15 protein-coding genes are annotated in these 18144 nt (G+C 52.5%); 7 read left to right on the top strand and 8 right to left on the bottom strand.

The features are described from left to right. Window positions 1–156: 156 nt before the first annotated feature. The 7 genes from HK26_RS09890 to pxpB form a co-directional block, all read right to left on the bottom strand. Window positions 157–1602 carry an aspartate ammonia-lyase gene (locus HK26_RS09890; RefSeq protein WP_086639625.1) on the bottom strand — a complete coding sequence of 482 codons (1446 nt, stop codon included), beginning with the start codon at window positions 1600–1602 and terminating at the stop codon, window positions 157–159. A gap of 93 nt (window positions 1603–1695) precedes the next feature. After that, the gene (locus HK26_RS09885; protein ID WP_086639624.1) at window positions 1696–4155 is read right to left on the bottom strand and encodes a TonB-dependent receptor plug domain-containing protein; all 2460 of its coding nucleotides are present in this window, start codon (window positions 4153–4155) and stop codon (window positions 1696–1698) included. 234 nt (window positions 4156–4389) lie between these two features. Further along, window positions 4390–5565: an MFS transporter gene (locus tag HK26_RS09880; RefSeq protein ID WP_086639623.1), complete on the bottom strand. Its 1176-nt coding sequence runs from the start codon at window positions 5563–5565 to the stop codon at window positions 4390–4392. Between the two features lie 197 nt (window positions 5566–5762). Continuing rightward, the gene (locus HK26_RS09875; protein WP_086639622.1) at window positions 5763–6647 is read right to left on the bottom strand and encodes a DMT family transporter; all 885 of its coding nucleotides are present in this window, start codon (window positions 6645–6647) and stop codon (window positions 5763–5765) included. Window positions 6648–6780: 133 nt separating this feature from the next. Next, entirely contained in the window at window positions 6781–7536 is a 756-nt protein-coding gene (locus HK26_RS09870; protein ID WP_086639621.1) for a LamB/YcsF family protein, read from the bottom strand. Further along, complete coding sequence (locus HK26_RS09865; protein WP_086639620.1) at window positions 7533–8540, bottom strand: 5-oxoprolinase subunit C family protein; 1008 nt, start codon at window positions 8538–8540, stop codon at window positions 7533–7535. Before HK26_RS09865 ends, HK26_RS09870 begins: the two co-directional genes overlap by 4 nt. Beyond that, a complete protein-coding gene (gene pxpB, locus HK26_RS09860; RefSeq protein WP_086639634.1) occupies window positions 8537–9169 on the bottom strand; it encodes a 5-oxoprolinase subunit PxpB in 633 nt (210 codons plus the stop codon). Before pxpB ends, HK26_RS09865 begins: the two co-directional genes overlap by 4 nt. Before the next feature lie 416 nt (window positions 9170–9585). Between pxpB and HK26_RS09855 the strand changes: the two genes are divergently transcribed. From HK26_RS09855 to HK26_RS09840, 4 genes are read left to right on the top strand one after another with little or no spacing between them, the layout of a single operon-like run. Further along, complete coding sequence (locus tag HK26_RS09855) at window positions 9586–10341, top strand: SDR family oxidoreductase (protein ID WP_086639619.1); 756 nt, start codon at window positions 9586–9588, stop codon at window positions 10339–10341. Window positions 10342–10346: 5 nt separating this feature from the next. Further along, window positions 10347–10805, top strand: a complete 459-nt coding sequence (locus HK26_RS09850) for an acetyl-CoA carboxylase biotin carboxyl carrier protein (RefSeq protein WP_086639618.1) — start codon at window positions 10347–10349, stop codon at window positions 10803–10805. Continuing rightward, complete coding sequence (gene accC, locus HK26_RS09845) at window positions 10802–12169, top strand: acetyl-CoA carboxylase biotin carboxylase subunit (protein WP_086639617.1); 1368 nt, start codon at window positions 10802–10804, stop codon at window positions 12167–12169. The genes HK26_RS09850 and accC overlap by 4 nt, the downstream gene beginning before the upstream one ends. Further along, window positions 12169–12624, top strand: coding sequence for an acetyl-CoA carboxylase biotin carboxyl carrier protein (locus tag HK26_RS09840; protein ID WP_086639616.1), 456 nt, complete (start codon window positions 12169–12171; stop codon window positions 12622–12624). The genes accC and HK26_RS09840 overlap by 1 nt, the downstream gene beginning before the upstream one ends. A 53-nt stretch (window positions 12625–12677) precedes the next feature. On the opposite strand, the gene HK26_RS09835 is transcribed toward HK26_RS09840, so the two are convergent. Next, window positions 12678–13880, bottom strand: coding sequence for a pyridoxal phosphate-dependent aminotransferase (locus HK26_RS09835; RefSeq protein ID WP_086639633.1), 1203 nt, complete (start codon window positions 13878–13880; stop codon window positions 12678–12680). Window positions 13881–14228: 348 nt separating this feature from the next. Here HK26_RS09835 and HK26_RS09830 point away from each other — a divergent pair, with 348 nt between their 5' ends. The 3 genes from HK26_RS09830 to HK26_RS09820 all read left to right on the top strand — a co-directional run bounded on the left by HK26_RS09830 (window position 14229) and on the right by HK26_RS09820 (window position 18142). Next, window positions 14229–15182, top strand: a complete 954-nt coding sequence (locus HK26_RS09830) for a LysR substrate-binding domain-containing protein (RefSeq protein WP_086639615.1) — start codon at window positions 14229–14231, stop codon at window positions 15180–15182. Window positions 15183–15349: 167 nt separating this feature from the next. Beyond that, on the top strand, window positions 15350–15739 hold the full coding sequence (locus HK26_RS09825) for a hypothetical protein (protein ID WP_086639614.1): 390 nt from the start codon (window positions 15350–15352) through the stop codon (window positions 15737–15739). 72 nt (window positions 15740–15811) lie between these two features. Beyond that, window positions 15812–18142 (top strand): TonB-dependent receptor family protein, encoded by a 2331-nt coding sequence (locus HK26_RS09820; RefSeq protein WP_086639613.1) that lies wholly within the window; start codon window positions 15812–15814, stop codon window positions 18140–18142. Window positions 18143–18144 lie beyond the last annotated feature (2 nt).

The raw sequence follows: 18144 nt of genomic DNA, 5'->3' as shown, positions 1-18144 counted from the left end.
TTTGTCATGTCAGTTCTTCTTTATCATAACCAGCCACAAGCATCTTCTGCCTCTCGCTATCTTAAAAAGATGCCCTGCAACTTTGTGCAAAAGCATGAAAAATTCGTCAAAAAAGAAAATTCGGACACAAAACCACAATGTGCAACGCAGTTCTAATCACACCTGAATCCGGCAAGGTGAGGCCAGAAAAGCTGCATCCATTCCCTTTTGCATGTCTTTTTGTGTTAGAATTTTTTCTTCCAGAAGAATCTGAGAAACAGTTTTCCCCTCCTCCAATGCCTGCTTTGCAATGCGTGAGCATAAATCGTACCCTAACGCAGGCAAAAATCCTGTTAAAATTCCTGTGCTATTATGTAAGTTTTTCAAACAGTTTTCTTTATTGGCTTTAATACCGGAAATACATTTTTGGGTTAAAATCTGCATTGCGTTTTTCAGGTATTCTATACCATTAAACAGACAATGGCAGATAGCAGGCTCAAAGGCGTTCAGTTGCAACTGCCCGCCTTCAGCACACAGCGCAATAGTCGTGTCATACCCGACAATCATATAGGCGACCTGATTAACCATTTCTGGAATAACCGGATTAACCTTACCGGGCATAATGGAAGAACCTGCCTGCACTGAAGGTAATGATATTTCGCTTAATCCTGCCCGTGGTCCACTGGACAGCAGCCTGAGATCGTTACAGATTTTAGAGAGCTTGAGGGCTATGCTTTTCAACATACCAGAACAGGCAACAAAAGGCCCAACATCCGATGTTGCGGCCACCAGATCTGGCGCCACCTGCACTGTAAAACCACATACACCCGAGAGCGTATGGCAGACCATTGTGCCATAGCGGGGGTCACAGTTAATACCGGTTCCAATAGCCGTTCCACCTATATTGAGAATGGATAGGTCTTTTATCTGCTCATCAATACTTACCATAAATGGCGCAAGTATTCTTGCAAAAGCCAAAAATTCCTGACCCAAAGTCATGGGAACTGCATCTTGCAACTGGGTTCTACCAATTTTTAAAACAGATTTGAATTCCTCCGCCTTCTCCATCATCTCTTCAACCAGAGTGGCAAGGGCCACCTTGAAGTCATGCAGTAGAAAACAGAGCGAAATTTTTACGGCTGATGGATAAATATCATTTGTAGACTGGGACATGTTCACATCGTCATTCGGATGAAGCTGTGCATAATCCCCTTTTTTATACCCGGCCAAGCTCAGACCGACATTGGCAATCACCTCATTCACATTCATATTGGCAGAGGTTCCGGCACCACCTTGCAATACATCAACATTAAAATCGTTTTGATATTTATGTGGATAAGACAGTATTTCTTTACAGGCACTTTCTATCCACTCCGCTTTTTCCGGCGACAGAAAGCCTAATGCGGCATTAGTTTTTGCAGCGCTGGCCTTGATCAGCAAAAATGCACGCATGAACTCGGGGCATCGGCCAATCCCCACCCCGGTGACCGGAAAATTATCCAGAGCACGTTGTGTATGCACCCCCCAGTTTGCGCCATACGGCACAGCGCATGCACCAAGACTATCCTGTTCGACGCGCTGATTGGGGAGACGTTCTGTGATAAGTTCATGGCGAGATGGCATGATGATTATCTTTTTAAAATATTGATTGTAAAAAATGCAGTGTGGGAAGACTTACCTCCCACACCGTCATATACTCAGGCGAATATCTGCACTTTAGAAATCAAGTGATGTTTTGACGTAATACATTCCACCGTTAAATCCATAAGGGGAATATGATGCATATTTGGAGAGACCCTGCTGCGTATTGGCAATGGAGCTTGGCACACGGGTTGGGTATTTATTCCCCAGATTATTGGCCCCTACCCCAATGCTCCAATGCGGCATGACCTTGTAGTTCACTTCCATATTTGTAATAAAACCGGGGTTTTGCGTAAAAGGTACCGCACCTGCCCCCGTTGGAGCGGCCATGTAAATAATAGAGCCGTAGCGCATTTCCTGCACAAAAACAGACCATTTCCCCATTTCCCAATTCACGCTTATCTGTTCGCGGTTTTTGGGAGCGGAGTGTAGGACCATCATTTTGGTGTATTCATTAACAAGACTATCCTGAGCCGAACGAATTTCATTATCCGAGAAGTTAACACCAAGCGCAAAGCGGAACTTGCCCATGTTTTTGGTATGCAAGGTGTAATCCGCGCTCAGATCGCCACCAAAAGTCTGGGTATTATAAAGATTGGCGTAGTAAGAAATAGACGTAGCCGTAGAAAGATTGGCAGCATCCAAAAGGGCTTTCAGTGCTGTATCATTCGGGTCAACAGAAAAAGACTTTGTGCTGCCCATGCGGCCATTAATGGCAATGTAATACAGATTTCCAGTGACATGAAAATCATCGACAGGTGTTGCATCAATACCGATAGAATAGCTCCGCGAGTATTCACCCGACATTTTGCCAGCACCAAAATACTTGGCCACATCACTGCTTGATGGCACCTGATCGACCGTATACCCCGGGTAAGGCGCAGAGTAGAAGTAAGACAGCGCACCCAGAGTTGGCGGACGATACCCAGTATTGATGTTGGCCCGAACAGCCCAACGCTTATTAAAGTTATAGCGCGTGCCAATAGAGCCGGTTTCTACCGTAGCCATGTTGCTATAACTGGCAACACGCCCCCCCAGTGTCCACTCCCACTTTTTGGTCACGTAAAAATCCAGATTGATATTGCCTTCGTAAATATCGCGGCTTTGATGTGTCGCTGACATGGGTACGTTACCGGGGTGATCGGTCGCACCAAGCCCTGACCATGATGCCTCCTCCCCCTCTGTCATCTGGAACGTATCATGCCGATATTCTGCCCCAAAACGCAGGTTGATCGGCTTTGGTGCCCAACTGGGACGGAACGAACGCGACCCGCGCAGGCCTGCTGTCATTTCGGATGAAATGGAAGCGCCATCCTCAAACGAGGTTTGCGTGCTGTCGGGATAGGACACGTTTTCAGAATCCATGGTGCGATAGTTCTGCTTGTCCCGTGCGTAGGTTATGTACGCATCCCATGCAAAACCAAACTTGCGGGCCTTGATCCCGTTGTCAGTCTCAAAATCATACTGGTCCATGCCAATATACGGCTGGTTACCATCGGGGTACAGGTTGGTGTTGGTCCACGAACTGGTCGCTGAGCGGTAAGTTTCCGCCACATTGGAACGACGGTGCGAAAATGTGGACGTGCTGTAAAAATTATAATCACTGATCAGCGGTACAGACATGTTTTCGCTGATCGTTTCCAGCGTGGATTTTGGCGTTCCCAAACCGCGCTGAATATCACGATCGGCTGTCTCGTTCCGGCCGTCGTTAAAAAGAGTTCCGTAAAAATCACCACCACGCGTTGTTGGCTGCTGGTGCGTTACCTGAGCCGCAAGGTCCAGATATCCGCCATTATGCCCAAGGGCCATGCCATAATCTGCCGACCCATCCAGCCCCTGACCATCACCTGCATAATAGCCACTGTTTTTAAAGTTAATGCTGCCACCATGCGTATTGTGCTTGAGCACAATGTTGACAGCCCCTGCAATGGCGTCCTGCCCATAAAGGGCCGATGCTCCTTCAGTGACCACTTCAATATGATCGATGGCGGAAATGGGAATAAGCGAAATGTCACTTGGTTCACTCCCCCAGTTGGTGCCTGAGTTGGAGTTGAAGTTGGCACCAATATGCCGCCTGTGCCCGTTAACCAGAATAAGCGTATCATCCGGGGACTGCCCGCGCAGCTGCATGGTCTGCACAAAGGAGCTTGCACCACCACCGGGCAGTGCCGCCGTAGTAATGGCCGGGTTAGCTTGGGCCAAAGCGGAAAGAACACTAGTCTGACCAGTTTTAAGCAGTTCAGCCCCGGTTACAATTGTAACCTGAGTAGTGCTGTGCCGTGGGGTGGAGGGTGTAAACACGGAATTGACGGAATGCCCACCCACATCAATCGATTCCGACGACGCCATAAGAGCGGCATTTTTTTTACGCGCTGCCATTTTTGTCTTGGAAACAAGCACTGTTTTTGCAGCACTTTTGCCTGTTCCCGTGGATGCAGACACCGAATGAGCAGCAAAAACCTGCTTTGCCGGGATCAGGGCGCCCAAAGCAACACCTGCAACAAGGGAGAGTTGGAATCTGGAAAATTTAGCCATCGCATCACCTTTAAAAGCCGGTCAGGCCCACATCATTTCATTATCGTTATGATACGTTTCCGTGATGTTTTGGCGTCATACTGATTATTGATATATCGCCTAATCTAACAATTTCAGTTTTTATGTTTTTGAAAAACAGGTCTGTTATAAAAGAAAAAAGTCCATGCCCAGAAAGCATGAACTTTTCCTACCTAGGTAGGCATCACCCCTATAAATCTATGGTCTTAGCATCTGTCATGCCATGCGGATCGACTGGCGAACAGTTATCAGGGAGATACATGCCGCCACAATCAGGGAAATGGCACACGCATACCATGCGGCATTAAAACTCCCTGTGTAGGAAACAACATATCCTGTTACAATGGGTGCTGTCAGGCCAATGGCATTGCTGCATGTCAGGGTAACACCTGTTACCGATCCTATTTTGCTCCCATCTTCCAGCATGTCTGCAAGCATTGCCGTATTGGCGCCATTGGCGGCGATAAGGCAGCAAAGAGAAAGCGATAGAATAATAAGAATTGGAAACTCTGCGTGAAAAAATGGCAAGATTCCAATAATTGAACTTCCCATAATGCATGCAGCAACAATATACCGCCTATGGCTAGGGATCGCATGGTTTTTAAAGACTGCTCGCTCCAGCACGCGCCCCAGAATAATGGCGCCTACAGCCCCCAGCACATAACACCCAGCCGTACCGCTACCCGAATGCAGCACATCTATATGCAACTCATGCATAAGGTACACAGGAACCCATGACATAAGCAGAAAATTGAGAAAATTTTGTGTGCACTGGACCGACAGGATACCGCAGAACGTGCGGGATTTGAAAAGTGAGAGAACTTGCGGAATGGAAATGGGTCGTGGTGTCGCCTTTTCTGCCCCGACCTTGTCCCGATAGATAAGCCACCATGCCATTGACCAGACAAAGCCGATCATACCCAGAAATATAAACTCGTACCGCCACCCCATTTTGGTAATCAGATACGCCCCTGCCAGAGTGCCACTGGCAAGGCCAAGCTGCATTCCGGTTAAGAGAATGGTCATAACCGTGCCACGCTCTTTGCTCTGCGCCCAACCACGCACAATAGTAGCACCCACACCAAACGTTGGGGCTTCCCCCACGCCCAGCAGCATACGCGTTGCAATAAACTGCGAAATATTCTGCGCCATTCCCCCCAGCATCATGGCGCCAGACCAGACCGAAACAGCCAAAGTGCCCACCAGCCTGGCCCCCACAATATCAAGCATGATGGTTGATGGCAGGTTAAGCAGAAAATAAGACCATAAAAAGCTGGATGACACCCACCCCATCTGCACTGAAGACAAGGAGAACTCCCGCCCCAGGTCCGGCAGGGAAATGGAAAGAGCCGCCCGATCACCATAGCTGATGACGTACATAAGAAAGATCATGAAGAAAAAGACGTAACGAGATGTCTGCCTGCCCGGCACCTGCACACTCTTCTCCTTGTCGCAGGAAACAAAAGGCGACAGGATAGCAGGTTGATGATTCTGTTTTTTGTATGCTGACATTTTACAAACACCTGTGCGTTATCTGCCTCATGATGCAGAAAAAGAATTTTCAACGGCGTGCAAAAAAGCCTTTCTGTTCAGGCTTGTTTTTTAGGAGTGATTTGTTCATGCCGCAGCATCCACAGGCCTGAACCAATAATCAGGAATCCACCCGCGAACATGGCTATACCGGGCACTTCCCTAAACCCGAGCCACCCGATCAGCCCTGCCCAGATCAGGCCGGAGTAAGTGAATGGACCAATGGCGGACACCTGCGCCGATGCAAATGCCTCGGTCTGCAAAACCTGCGCAATACCGGCAAAAGCACCGATCGCCACCAGAGCAAACACTTCGAGCAGAGTGGGTTTCTGCCAGACAAATGGCAGGGCCGCAGCCGTTGCAACCGTCATAAGAATTGCCTGCCACATGGCAATGGTCGTGCTTTTTTCTGTGGTGGAAAGCTGCCTTATCTGCATTGTGGTCAAGGCACCAACGCCACCTTGCGCAAGGGCTACGCCATAGGCCCATGCAGGAACATGCACCGCACCGCCATGCAGCAGCCCCTTGCCTGCACCAACAACCACCACCCCTACAAACCCGATGGCCACGGCAATCCACCTTTGCAAAGATGGCTGTTCGTTCATGAAGGGAATGGAAAGCAGGATTAAAAACAGAGGCTGTGTGTAAGACAGAACCTGCTGCTCGGCCAAAGGCAGATGGGTAACGGCAACAACAGTCATGACCATGCTGATAAGCCCCACAACCGAGCGCAGCACATGCCCCGAAAAATGGTGCGTTTTCAGCACTATTCCCTTACGCGATGCAATGAGCACAACAAATGGCAGGGAAAAGAGATTTCTGAAAAAAACAATTTCCAGAACAGAGAGTGAAGACCCTGTGAGCTTTTGCAGGGCATTGAGCATAGCCGTGAACAGGGTTGCCAGCGACAGCAGATAAGCGCCACGAACAAGGTTATGCTTCATATTTGTGTCGCCCTCATTCCATATTCCAGAACTACCGCCTGCCGTTTTATTTTACTCCAGATATTATTCCGGTATCAAAATATTATGCTTGCAGTATTACATTTCAAGTCTTGCGCCAAACCTGCGCGGCCAATCAGTCCGGACGCAGGATTTGCCCGCCAGCCTCCATAATTTGTGACGCAATAGTCCGTGCCAGAACATCTGACCCCGGCGTGTCACTATGGAGGAGGATGGAGCGCGTCTTTATTGGCAGCGCTGTTCCATCCTGCGTAATGACGCCACCTTGTTTGAGAAAATAACCAATCCGTTCACGCATTAACTCTGGTTCGTGAATAACCGCGCCGGGTTGCCCCCGTGGCACCAGAGTTCCATCTGCCCGGTAAGCCCTGTCTGCCAAAAAGAGGTGCCTGACCCGCAGACCCGCTTTTTGCGCTGCTTTTTCTATCGGATGTCCCGCCATGCAAAGCATGACAAGGCTGGAATCAAGCCCCGCAATAACGCGCGCCAGCCTGTCTGCCAGGTCCTGATCACTATTGGCCATGGTACCAAAGGCGGCATGGTAGCTTACATGCTCAACACGCACACCATGGCGGGTGGCAATGCCTTTTAACGCACCAATCTGGTAGGCCAGCATGGCTTCCATTTCTTCAGCACTGACCGCCATATCCCGCCGTCCAAACCCCATAAGGTCAGGCAGGCCGGGGTGAGCACCAATGGACACATGATGTGCTTTGGCCGCACGTACCATCCGGTCCATAATCAGGTGGTCACCCGCGTGGTAGCCACAGGCAATATTGGCGGAGGAGATTAACGGCATCAGCGCATCATCATCCGCAATACGCCACCGGCCAAAACCTTCGCCAATATCAGCATTCAAATCAATTTTCATGCTTGTTTTCCGGTATGTCCGGCTCCTCTACGGCTAAAGGATTTTCTGTAAAGCATTAAGTTTTTCTGAGCATTTTTCAGATATGTCTGAACATCTTCTGCGGCCGCCAGACCTTGCGCATGATCGCACAGTTGCAGCCGGACAAAACTCCCTATACGGGCCTGCGCCAGACGCCACAGATCTGCCTCGATCACTGTTGCAATCCGTGGATAACCTCCAGCGGTATTGGCGTCCGCCATCTGAATGATTGGCTCGCCCGATGGAGGCACCTGAATGATCCCGGGCACAACCCCATAGGAGCGCAATTCCACCGGCTCCCTCATCCGCAGAGCGCCCCCCTTGAGCCTGTAGCCCACACGGTCACTCTGCGCGGTAATCTGCCAGCCGATTGCGCCAAATTGCTTAAGGGAATCCCCTGTAAACAGCGTGTAATCTGTTGCTGGGATAACCCTGAGAACGACAGTTTTTTCGTCCGTACCCTCTGCCTTCAATGCAAGTGCCTGAGCTGGAGGCACAAGCCCCACCTCCTCTACACAAGAGAGGTTGCACAGTGGCAGTTCATCACCTTGCTGCAACGGGCGACCTTGCCAGCCACCAAACCCACCCCGGAGCTGCGTGCTACGCGATGCAAGAACGACGGGAACGTCCAGCCCACCTGCAATACACAGGTACATCCGCGCCCCGGCAACCGGCCGTTCAATCCGCAGAACATCTCCTTGGCGGGCACAAAGCGCAAACCATGGCAGAACGGGTTTGCCGTCCAATGTCATGGGGGCATGACCACCAGTGACGGAAAAACCTGTTTGACTGCCAAAACTTACAGAAAACGGGAATGTCTGTATCTCAATACAGGCAGCCTCTGCCGGGTTATTGAGCAGCATATTCCCGCATTGCAGGGCAAGCCTGTCCATAACACCAGACGTGCTGACCCCAAGATGGCGGTAACCCAGACGCCCGGCATCCTGCACGCTGTTCAGCATGCCTGTTTCCAAAATCCGGATCACAACTCTATACTTTCAGCATGGAACCGGAGCGTATCACCCACGGCAAACAGGGCCGGTGGCTGCCGCGTGGGGTCAAACATCACCAGATCCGTAAAACCTATGGAATTCCAGCCATTTGGGCCCGTAAGGGCAGAGATCCCCGCTTGCGGACCCCCTATGGTGACAGTTCCCGCCAGCATTTTGAGCGATGGCGTTGTCTTGCGCGGTGTGGCAAGCCTTGGGTCCAGCCCGTGCAGGTAGCCAAATCCGGGCACACTGCCGACTGCGCAGACTGTATAAACAGGAGCCTGATGCAGCGCGATAACCTCGTGCGGGGACAAACCTGTATGCAGGGCAACACTCGCCAGATCATGCCCCAGTTCCCCACCGTAGCGGACACCAATGTCAAACTGACGCCCTTTGATATGCTTTTCCGGCAGATGATCCCACGCACGGCGCAGGTCTGCTGCAACCTCATCCGGGCATTCTGGCGGGGTGGAAAATATGAGCATAAGGTTGGTAACACCCGGCATGACCTCGGCCACATCCGCACGCATTGAGGCCACATCCATAAGCGCCCATATCCGCCGCTGGCACGCCAGAGTGAACTCCCCCGGAGCCTCAAAAAGCATGGCGCTGGTGCCAATCATGCTGATTGCAGGCTCACCGTTAACCAGAGCCGTTGCAGGGGCAGTACGCTCCACGCACTCAACCACGGCAACGGCTCCAGCTTGCCCAACCAGCCCCGCAAACGGGCAGGCAGCATACGCATGCGGCATGATGTAAAGAACGTGTCACCAGAAGCTTTCCCGAACCTGATTGTCTATATCGTGTTCGCAACGATATGACTGCAGGCCCTGCCTCCGCCAACATTATATGAATGTAAGGGCATACAATAATCTTATGACCTGACCACTCAGCGCGCAGACATTGAATCTTCTTATGACGCAAGACCAAACGCATCTTGGTCAAGCAAACATTTCATCTCTAATCTGAAACAAATAAAGGAATATCGCCCATAATCTCAGCACGGTGCGATAACATATTTATTGGGGTATCTCGCAGCATGACCATACAGCCTTATCATACAGCACTTGTTACCGGCGCATCCTCGGGTATTGGTGCTGCCACCGTACGCAAACTGCGTGAACTTGGGCTGGAGGTGCACGCAGTTGCACGGAATAAAGAACGCCTTGAGGAACTGGCAGCAGAAACAGGATGCATTGTGCATGCCGCCAGCGTGGCTGACTGCACCGCAATGCAGAAGATTTTTGAGAACACAGACATTGATGTTCTGGTCAACAATGCAGGCCAGTCGCGCACAGGCAATATTGCCAACACAACTGAAGACGATGTGGACGCACTTGTTGATATTAACCTGCGCGCCGTCCTGCAACTGACCCGCCTTGCCCTGCCGGGCATGATGGCACGTGACCGTGGCCATATCATCAACATCAGTTCCATTGCCGGGCATTATGCCTTTGCCGGGGGCAATACTGTTTACCACGCAACAAAGGCGGGTGTACATTCGCTTTCCCAGCAGTTGCGCTGTGATCTGTTTGGAAAAAAAATCCGCGTCACCGAAATTTCTCCCGCACGCGTGGAAACAGAAGTCTTTGGCCGCCTTATCGGGGATATGGAAGAAGCACAGCGCCGCTTCTTTGCCGAATATGACTCCCTGCTGCCCGAAGACCTGGCAAACGCCATTGCATTTGCCGTAAGCTCCCCCCAGCGCATGAATGTCAGTTTTATGGAGGTTCTGCCAACCATGCAGGTTGTAGGCGGGCTGAACTTCGCCAAAAAAACCACTGGCACGCCCTGAACGTCATGGACATTCAAGCGCTCAAGTCCCTGATTGACCTGTTTTCTCAAGCACCATTACAGGAACTTGACGTTTCGGATGGTGCATGCACGCTCAGGATCACGCGGACTGCCAGCCATGCCCCGCTCCATGGCGCGGCATGCCTGCCCCACCACCCCACCTCTGCACCAGAGGTGGACATTGCGCACACGCCACTGCCAGCAGAAGGACCTGCTCCAGCCCCAACGGGGGAACACACCCTGTGCGCTCCCCTGTATGGCACGCTCCACCTAGCCCCCTCCCCCGATGCACCTGCCTTTGTATCTGTTGGGGATACGCTGAGCATAGGCCAGCAGGTAGGACTGATTGAAGCCATGAAGGTCTTTACACCCATCAAGGCAACATGTGCGGGCAGGCTGGAGGCCATTTTGGTTGAGGATGGTCAGGAAGTGGAGGCCGAGCAGCCCCTTATGAGGCTTTCATGACAGAACCCAAGAATTTCCAGCGTGTTCTTATTGCCAATCGTGGCGAAATTGCACTGCGCATCCAGCGGGCCTGCCGCCAGCTCGGGCTGGAAACGGTTGCCGTTCATTCCGAGGCAGACGCCCAGAGCCGCCATGTGCAGGAAGCCGACATAGCCCTGTGCATTGGCCCCAATGCAGCCGCACGCAGCTATCTGGATGCCGAGGCGATTATTCTGGCAGCCCGCCTGACAGAGGCTGGCGCCATTCATCCCGGCTACGGTTTTCTGTCCGAAAATGCGGATTTTGCCGAGGCCGTGGAAGCCGCAGGCATACGCTTTATTGGACCAACCCCTGCCGCAATCCGCCTGATGGGGGATAAAATTACCGCCAAACAGACCATGCAGGCAGCCGGTGTGCCCTGCGTTGCAGGCTCGGATGGCCCATTGCCAGAGGACGAACAGAAAATTCTCGCACTGGCCGAGCAGGTCGGTTTTCCAGTTATTGTCAAGGCATCTGGCGGGGGCGGTGGACGTGGCATGCGCGTGGTCTGGCAGGCTGATGACCTGCTCAAAGCCGTAGCACTCACCCGCAAGGAAGCCCAACAGGCATTTGGCAACCCGACCCTGTATCTGGAAAGCTTCATGCAGAAGCCCAGACATATCGAAATTCAGGTCCTATGCGATACGCATGGCAACGCGCTGTGGCTGGGCGCGCGTGACTGCTCCTTGCAACGGCGCCACCAAAAAGTGCTTGAAGAGGCACCTCCCCCCGGCATTCCGCCAGAACTGATTGCCAAAATCGGGCAAAGCTGTGCACAGGCCTGCCGCCACATTGGATACCGTGGGGCTGGAACATTCGAATTCCTGTACGAAGACGGCGTTTTTGCGTTTATTGAGATGAACACGCGCCTACAGGTAGAACACCCGGTTACAGAGGAAACAACCGGGCTGGATATTGTCTGCGCCCAGATTGAAATTGCTCAGGGCAAACCGCTGCACCTGCAACAGGCAGATGTACAAACCATCGGGCATGCCATTGAATGCCGAATCAATGCGGAAAACCCGTTTTCCTTTGCGCCCTCGCCCGGCCTTGTCACACAATGGACGCTACCGGGTGGGGCAGGTATTCGCATGGACACGCATATGGCGCAGGGCTGCACGGTTCAGCCTTATTATGACTCGCTCATTGCCAAGGTCATAGCCCGCGGCGCAACCCGGACCGAAGCCATAAACCGCCTGCAGGTCGCCCTTGCCGAAATGCAGGTGGAGGGGATTGAAACAAACATCCCGCTCCATCAGGCTATTTTGCAGGATACAGGTTTTTTGGAAGGTGGCGTGGACATTCATCACCTTGAACACTGGCTGGAAAAAAGGTCTCACCCCTGATGGAAAAGCCCATAACGCTCCCTGCGTTTGAAGCACTCCCCACACCGCAGGATCTGGCCCAGATCACCCACTGGCTGCAACAGGCTGGCCTGCATGAACTGGAACTGACAAACGCACAGGGTCTACGCCTGCGCCTTGTCGCCAATACGTCCGCTCTCTCTGTGGCCTCGCCTTCCCTGCCGTCGACTGCCCCAACCGCACCTGCCAAGCCCACATCAACGCCTATCCTTACCCCCTATTTCGGGCATTTGCGTTTACAGGATGTGGCAACAGACAAGGCTTTTGTCACTGTCGGCCAGACAGTGCAGCAGGGGCAGACCGTGGGCATGCTTGATCTGGGGAGCATAACCGTGGCCATACAGGCCCCCGGCAATGGTGTGCTCAGCAGTATCTGTGCTCAGGAAGGTGATCTGGTGGGGTATGGGCACACCATTGCCTTTATAACCCCCTCATAATCTTTTGCTTTTCCCCCTGCCATTGCGGCAGGGGGAAAAAGCAGAAGCCCCGCTTATTTGAGCCCTGCCACAAAGTCCGCAATACGGCGGCAACCTTCTGTAAGAACATCCACACTGGTTGCATAGGAAAGACGAAAAAACGGGCTCATACCGTAAGCCGTTCCCTGCACGGTAGCCACCTGCTGCTCCTCCAGAAGCCCCATGACAAAGTCTGTATCGGTTGCAATCTGCCGTCCGGCGGCCGAAACCTTGTTCAGACAGGCACGAATATCGACATAAACATAAAACGCCCCCTGCGGTTTGTGGCAGGTCAGGCCGGGAATGGCATTGAGCAGGTCCACGACCAGATCACGACGGGCCTGATACTCCAGTGCCCGCTCCCGCAGGAACTCCTGCGGGCCTTCCAGCGCTGCAACAGCCGCAGCCTGTGCAAGGGTGTTGATCCCACTGGTGGACTGCCCCTGCATATTGTTCATTGCGGCAATCAGTTTTGCTGGCCCACCACAAAAACCAACCCGCCAGCCGGTCATGGCATAAGCTTTGGAAACACCATTGACTGTCAGCACCCGTGGCTTCAGTGCCGGTTCCACCTGTGCGATCGTACAGAATTCAAAATCGTCATAAACCAGATGTTCGTAAATATCATCGGTCATGATCCAGACATGTTCGTGCTTGAGAAGGACTTTTGCAATTTTCTGCATCTCTTCCTTCGGGCAGCAGGCACCTGTGGGATTGTTGGGAAAATTCAGGATAACCCATTTGGTCTGTGGCGTAATGGCCGCATCCAGATCTTCTGCCTTCAAGCAAAAACCATTGTGTTCGTGGCAAGGCACCTGCACAACACTAGCACCCGCAAGGCGGGCCTGATCGGCATAGCTGATCCAGTATGGCGTTGGCAGGACAACATTGTCGCCCGGATTGCAGGTGGCCATAATGGCATCAAAAATAATCTGTTTTCCGCCATTGGCCACCAGAATTTCGTCCAATGCGTAATCCAGATTATTCTCACGCAGGAACTTGGCCCTTACGGCACGTTTGAGTGCTGGTTTGCCTGCCTGTGGCGGGTATTTTGTATCTCCCGCACGCCCGGCTGCCACTGCGGCCTCCAGCACATGCTCAGGTGTTGGAAAATCCGGCTCACCAGAGGATAGGCTGACAATCTGCTTGCCGTCCGCCTTCAGGGCAGAGGCCTTATCCGTCATTGCAGCCGAAGCAGAAATGGCAATTCCGTTCAGTCGATCGGCAAAACCTGGCATGGTATGCATACTCCCGCAGCTCTCCCTCCAAATAGAAAGACAGCCTGTATAAATGTGATATCGCCTGAATTTACCCCACTGCCTGCTCCCCTCGGTAGCGGTTAAAAACATCTGGCCCCATAGAAGAAAGCTATGGAATGATTTAAATTTTTACATAAGAACAATGCCAGATGCACTCCTTGAACAACCCACCCAAAACCTGTTTATAAGTATTTATTTCAATCACAATCAAAGAATTATAAGTAAAAATATTTAATTTTACAGAAATTGTTATTTTTGCATTTTATTGACTTTAGCCCGATATATCATTAAAAATTATAGCTGTTCCGTCGCAGGGAGTGCAGCGCATTGGACATCAGGCGTTTACAGGCGTTCGTAAAAATTATTGATGTTGGCAGCATTTCGCGCGCCGCAGATATTCTCAACATTGCCCAGCCTGCACTCAGCCAGCAGCTTGCATCGCTTGAAACGGCTTTTAAACAAAAACTCCTGATCCGCAGCAAAATGGGGGTCACGCCGACTGCCGCCGGGCTGGAACTCTACCGGCACGCACAGACCATGAGCAAACAGCTTGACCGCGCCATGGAAGAAGTCAGCAATGGCACCGGCCCGTTGGTTGGCAAGGTTTCGGTCGGGCTTTCGCCCTATTGTTCCGGCTCCTCCCTTGCCTTGGGCCTGTTACAGGAAGTCCGGCAGAAACTGCCCAATATCACGCTCCATCTTTCAGAAAGTTTTGACGATATTTACAGTGAGATGGTCATGACCGGCAGGCTGGACATGGCAATCATTCACGGGGCGGGACCGATCAAGGGTGTTAATTTTATGCCCTTGATGAAAGAGAATTTTTTTCTGGTCGCACATGCCGACTTCGGTTTTGGCACAGACACGGCCACGCCAGTCAAATTATCGGATCTGGCACAAACGCCCCTTCTGGTCCCCCCCGATTACAACTTTGTTCGCAAACGGATCAACGTCGCTTTTGCGCGCAAACAGATTGTTCCAAACATTGTTGCCGAAGTGGAAGCCCTGCTCACCCTGCGCGACGCCGTGGCCGCAGGGTTGGGCTGCACCATTCTGCCATGGGCTGTAGCAAGCAAAATTGTCGTCCCCGGCCAGTCGCTTATTTACCCGCTCAGCAGCCCGACCATTCAGGAAAACGTCTCTCTGTGCATTCCTGAAAGTATCCCCGAAACCGAGGCCGGGGTTGCCGTCAGGGAGCTACTTGTGCTTCTGGCCCAACATATGGTGACCTCCCAGAACTGGCCCGGCACACAAATGGCGGACCCTCCCCCCGCCGAATAAGCCTCTCCCTACCCGGCCAAACCGGGAGGAGCAAAAGCCAACGGGCAAAGCCCTTATACAATTGCTTTGCCACAACATCGTTGTTTGCATGCCTGCCCCCGCCAGCAGCACCCCTGCATGCAAGATATGATCTGGCTAACGCGAATGATTTGCGATAAACAACACGCATGTCCTCTCGCGCGCACAGTCTGGCTTACCTGATGGTCTTTTGGCCTCTTGTAATGCTTGCTCTTATTGCGCGCCTGACTTTTGGTGGTCTTGCCTCCCCCACTACTCTGGTGGACGACCCGCTTAAAAACCTTACAAAACTCAGTATTCTTTGCGACGACCAGTCACAATCCCCATCCCCCGATGGGCAACATCATCACTCCACCAATCCAGAAGACGACAGCTTTCTTCTTTCCGAAGCTGATGAGCTTTTACTGCTCAGCGTTGCGTTTTGTCTCTGTATGGCGCTGGCTGTTTGCGACAGCCCTCACGCATGGATGTTCGCGCCCATTCGTGGGCCACCCGCGCCACAACGGACGTCTCTCTGCCCGCAGGGACCACCTGCCTGACCTGAATTGAAAACGCCGCTCACACGCATTGGCCTGTGAGCTTTTTGTGCTGTTTATTCAGGTTTAAACCCCATGTTACATACTCATCACCTGTCACGCCCGTTATGCGGGGTGGCGGCGCTTGTCGCCGCACTTGCCACACCTCATGCTCGTGCAGAAACACAACATATTCCACCCCTTACGGAACGTGAGCATGCTCCTGTTCACACACATAGGCCCGGCAAAGCGGCCAACACAACGGAACAGATCCTTGTAACAGGATCAAACCGTGCATCGGCCCTGACGCATCCGGCGGGCCAGACAACTTTTAGCGCTGACAGACGCGATTTTGGGAACCAGGTTGGCCAGAGCGTTGCGGATATGGTGGTCACTATTCCCGGTGTCACCTTTACTCAAGGGAATGGGCCACGCGATACCAACATTTCCATTCGCGGTTCAGGCGACCGCCAGTCATGGGGGTTGAAAAATATTCAGGTGCTGGAAGATGGTTTCCCTATGACCCAGCCAGACGGCACAGCCCGCGCCGATCTGATTGACCCGCACGCCTATCAGGGCGTGGATGTGTTTGAAGGCCCAGCCTCCACCCTTTACGGCAATTACGCCATGAACGGCGCCATCAACTTCCGCACCCGCAAAGGGGCTGATATTCACGGGCTGGAACTCGGCTCCGATTTTGGCAGCTTTGGGATGTTTAACAACTACGCAACCCTTGGCTTTGGCAACAGGCACTACGACCTGATGATCTTTGGCAGTGACGTGCGCGGTAACGGATTTATTGCCAACAGCCGTTATAATACCTCAACAGAAAACATCCGCCTGCGTGTCAACCTGAGTGCAACAGACCGCCTTATTCTCAAATTTGTAAACAACGTGACCGATGCTTTTCTGCCTGCAAGGCTCTCGCTCAACCAGTATCGTGCCAACCCCTACCAGCAGGGATGCGCACAGGCAGCCAGCGCAGCAGCGGGTTGTGCATCCGTTAACCTGCTGGTCAATGGCCGTTACGGCGCAAAGGAGGCCATGAGCCCCGAAGCCGCTGGTCTGGGCCGTTTTGACCGACGAACAGTTGTCGGGCTGCGCTGGGAACATGATTTTAACAGCCAGACCACATGGCACAACCAGTTTACCTATGACCAGCGCCACATTGACCAGCCAACTTCTCCTACCGTTTATGTCGGCCCTTATAATTCCTATGCAGTAAGCAGCGATATCACCAACCACGCCCAGCTTGCAGGCAGAACGCTGGAGACATTCGGCGGGGTAAATTTTGATTATCTCGACTTTGGGTCACAGACGTACAACGTCATGCCGCTAGGTGGCGCAACCCGTGGGGCCATGAGTTCGCAAAGTTATGGCCATCAGTGGAACCTTGGTGCCCGCTTTCAGGAAGACTGGCATTTTGCACCTGACTGGCACGCAGTTGTCGGGCTTGGCGGCACCTATTCCGACATTGGCGCGACCGAAACACTGTATGCTTACTCCGCCACAACAAGCAGCCAGCGCGCCATTACCGCCAACCGTTTTTACTTCAACCTCGCCCCGGAAGGGGCCTTGATCTACACCCCGTCCAAAGACTGGACGCTGCACACCCGTGTTGGCACGGCTTACGGCACCCCCTCCTCCTCCAACCTCTTCATCACGCCGCAAGGGCAATACGGCAACAATACACAGCTACAAAGCCAGACAAGTGTTGGCATTGACCTTGGAGCAGACTGGCACCCGTCTTCCAACATCAACATTCAGGCAACGGGTTTTTACGAGTTTTACAAAAACGAACTGGTCAGCCAGTCGGCTGGCATTAACGCTGTGGGTTCCTATACTTTCAACGCCCCTGCATCTGAACATCGCGGCGTAGTGCTTGGCGTGGAGTGGAAGCCACTCCCCCAAACTCTGGCAGGCGGACGGGTCAAGCTGAGCTATACTTACGATAATCAGATTTATACCAATTATACCGAAACACTTTCCAACACGACCCTCTCGCGCAGTTTCAGCCGGGCAGGCAATTATATTCCCGGGGTTGTTCCCAATTTTCTCAATGCCCGTTTTCTCTACGATCAGCCTGATGGTCTGCTGGAGGGTCTGGGCGGTTATGCGGAAGTCACCTGGCGGGATTCCTACTGGCTGGACAACGCTAACCGCTTAAAAGCACCCGGCTACACCCTGCTGAATCTTGAGGTGCATTATAACCCACCAGCCCGGCTAGGATGGGCGCACCGCCTGCACTGGTATTGTGAGGTGCAGAATGTTGCCAACCAGACGTATATCGCAGGTGCCAGCAATATCAGCGACAAACTGCAATCCAACGGACAGCAGGCTGATGCTGCCACACTCATGAACAGCACAGGCTCGATCTACGCAGGCTCCCCCCGCGCGTATTTTGGCGGTGTGCGGGTCCGGTTCTGAGG

Source organism: Acetobacter okinawensis (assembly GCF_002153655.1).
Lineage (GTDB): Bacteria > Pseudomonadota > Alphaproteobacteria > Acetobacterales > Acetobacteraceae > Acetobacter > Acetobacter okinawensis_A.
Note: the sequence above shows the minus strand (reverse complement) of the source record. Positions and strands in the feature narration are given on the sequence as shown.

Excerpts from the sequence above, each read along its gene's own strand:
- HK26_RS09825 (WP_086639614.1), top strand. The coding sequence starts at position 15,350 with ATGTCCTCTCGCGCGCACAGTCTGGCTTACCTGATGGTCTTTTGGCCT.
- HK26_RS09820 (WP_086639613.1), top strand. The coding sequence starts at position 15,812 with ATGTTACATACTCATCACCTGTCACGCCCGTTATGCGGGGTGGCGGCG.
- accC (WP_086639617.1), top strand. The coding sequence starts at position 10,802 with ATGACAGAACCCAAGAATTTCCAGCGTGTTCTTATTGCCAATCGTGGC.
- HK26_RS09840 (WP_086639616.1), top strand. The coding sequence starts at position 12,169 with ATGGAAAAGCCCATAACGCTCCCTGCGTTTGAAGCACTCCCCACACCG.
- pxpB (WP_086639634.1), bottom strand. The coding sequence starts at position 9,169 with ATGATTGGCACCAGCGCCATGCTTTTTGAGGCTCCGGGGGAGTTCACT.
- HK26_RS09850 (WP_086639618.1), top strand. The coding sequence starts at position 10,347 with ATGGACATTCAAGCGCTCAAGTCCCTGATTGACCTGTTTTCTCAAGCA.
- HK26_RS09855 (WP_086639619.1), top strand. The coding sequence starts at position 9,586 with ATGACCATACAGCCTTATCATACAGCACTTGTTACCGGCGCATCCTCG.
- HK26_RS09835 (WP_086639633.1), bottom strand. The coding sequence starts at position 13,880 with ATGCCAGGTTTTGCCGATCGACTGAACGGAATTGCCATTTCTGCTTCG.
- HK26_RS09890 (WP_086639625.1), bottom strand. The coding sequence starts at position 1,602 with ATGCCATCTCGCCATGAACTTATCACAGAACGTCTCCCCAATCAGCGC.
- HK26_RS09885 (WP_086639624.1), bottom strand. The coding sequence starts at position 4,155 with ATGGCTAAATTTTCCAGATTCCAACTCTCCCTTGTTGCAGGTGTTGCT.
- HK26_RS09880 (WP_086639623.1), bottom strand. The coding sequence starts at position 5,565 with ATGATCTTTCTTATGTACGTCATCAGCTATGGTGATCGGGCGGCTCTT.
- HK26_RS09870 (WP_086639621.1), bottom strand. The coding sequence starts at position 7,536 with ATGAAAATTGATTTGAATGCTGATATTGGCGAAGGTTTTGGCCGGTGG.
- HK26_RS09875 (WP_086639622.1), bottom strand. The coding sequence starts at position 6,647 with ATGAAGCATAACCTTGTTCGTGGCGCTTATCTGCTGTCGCTGGCAACC.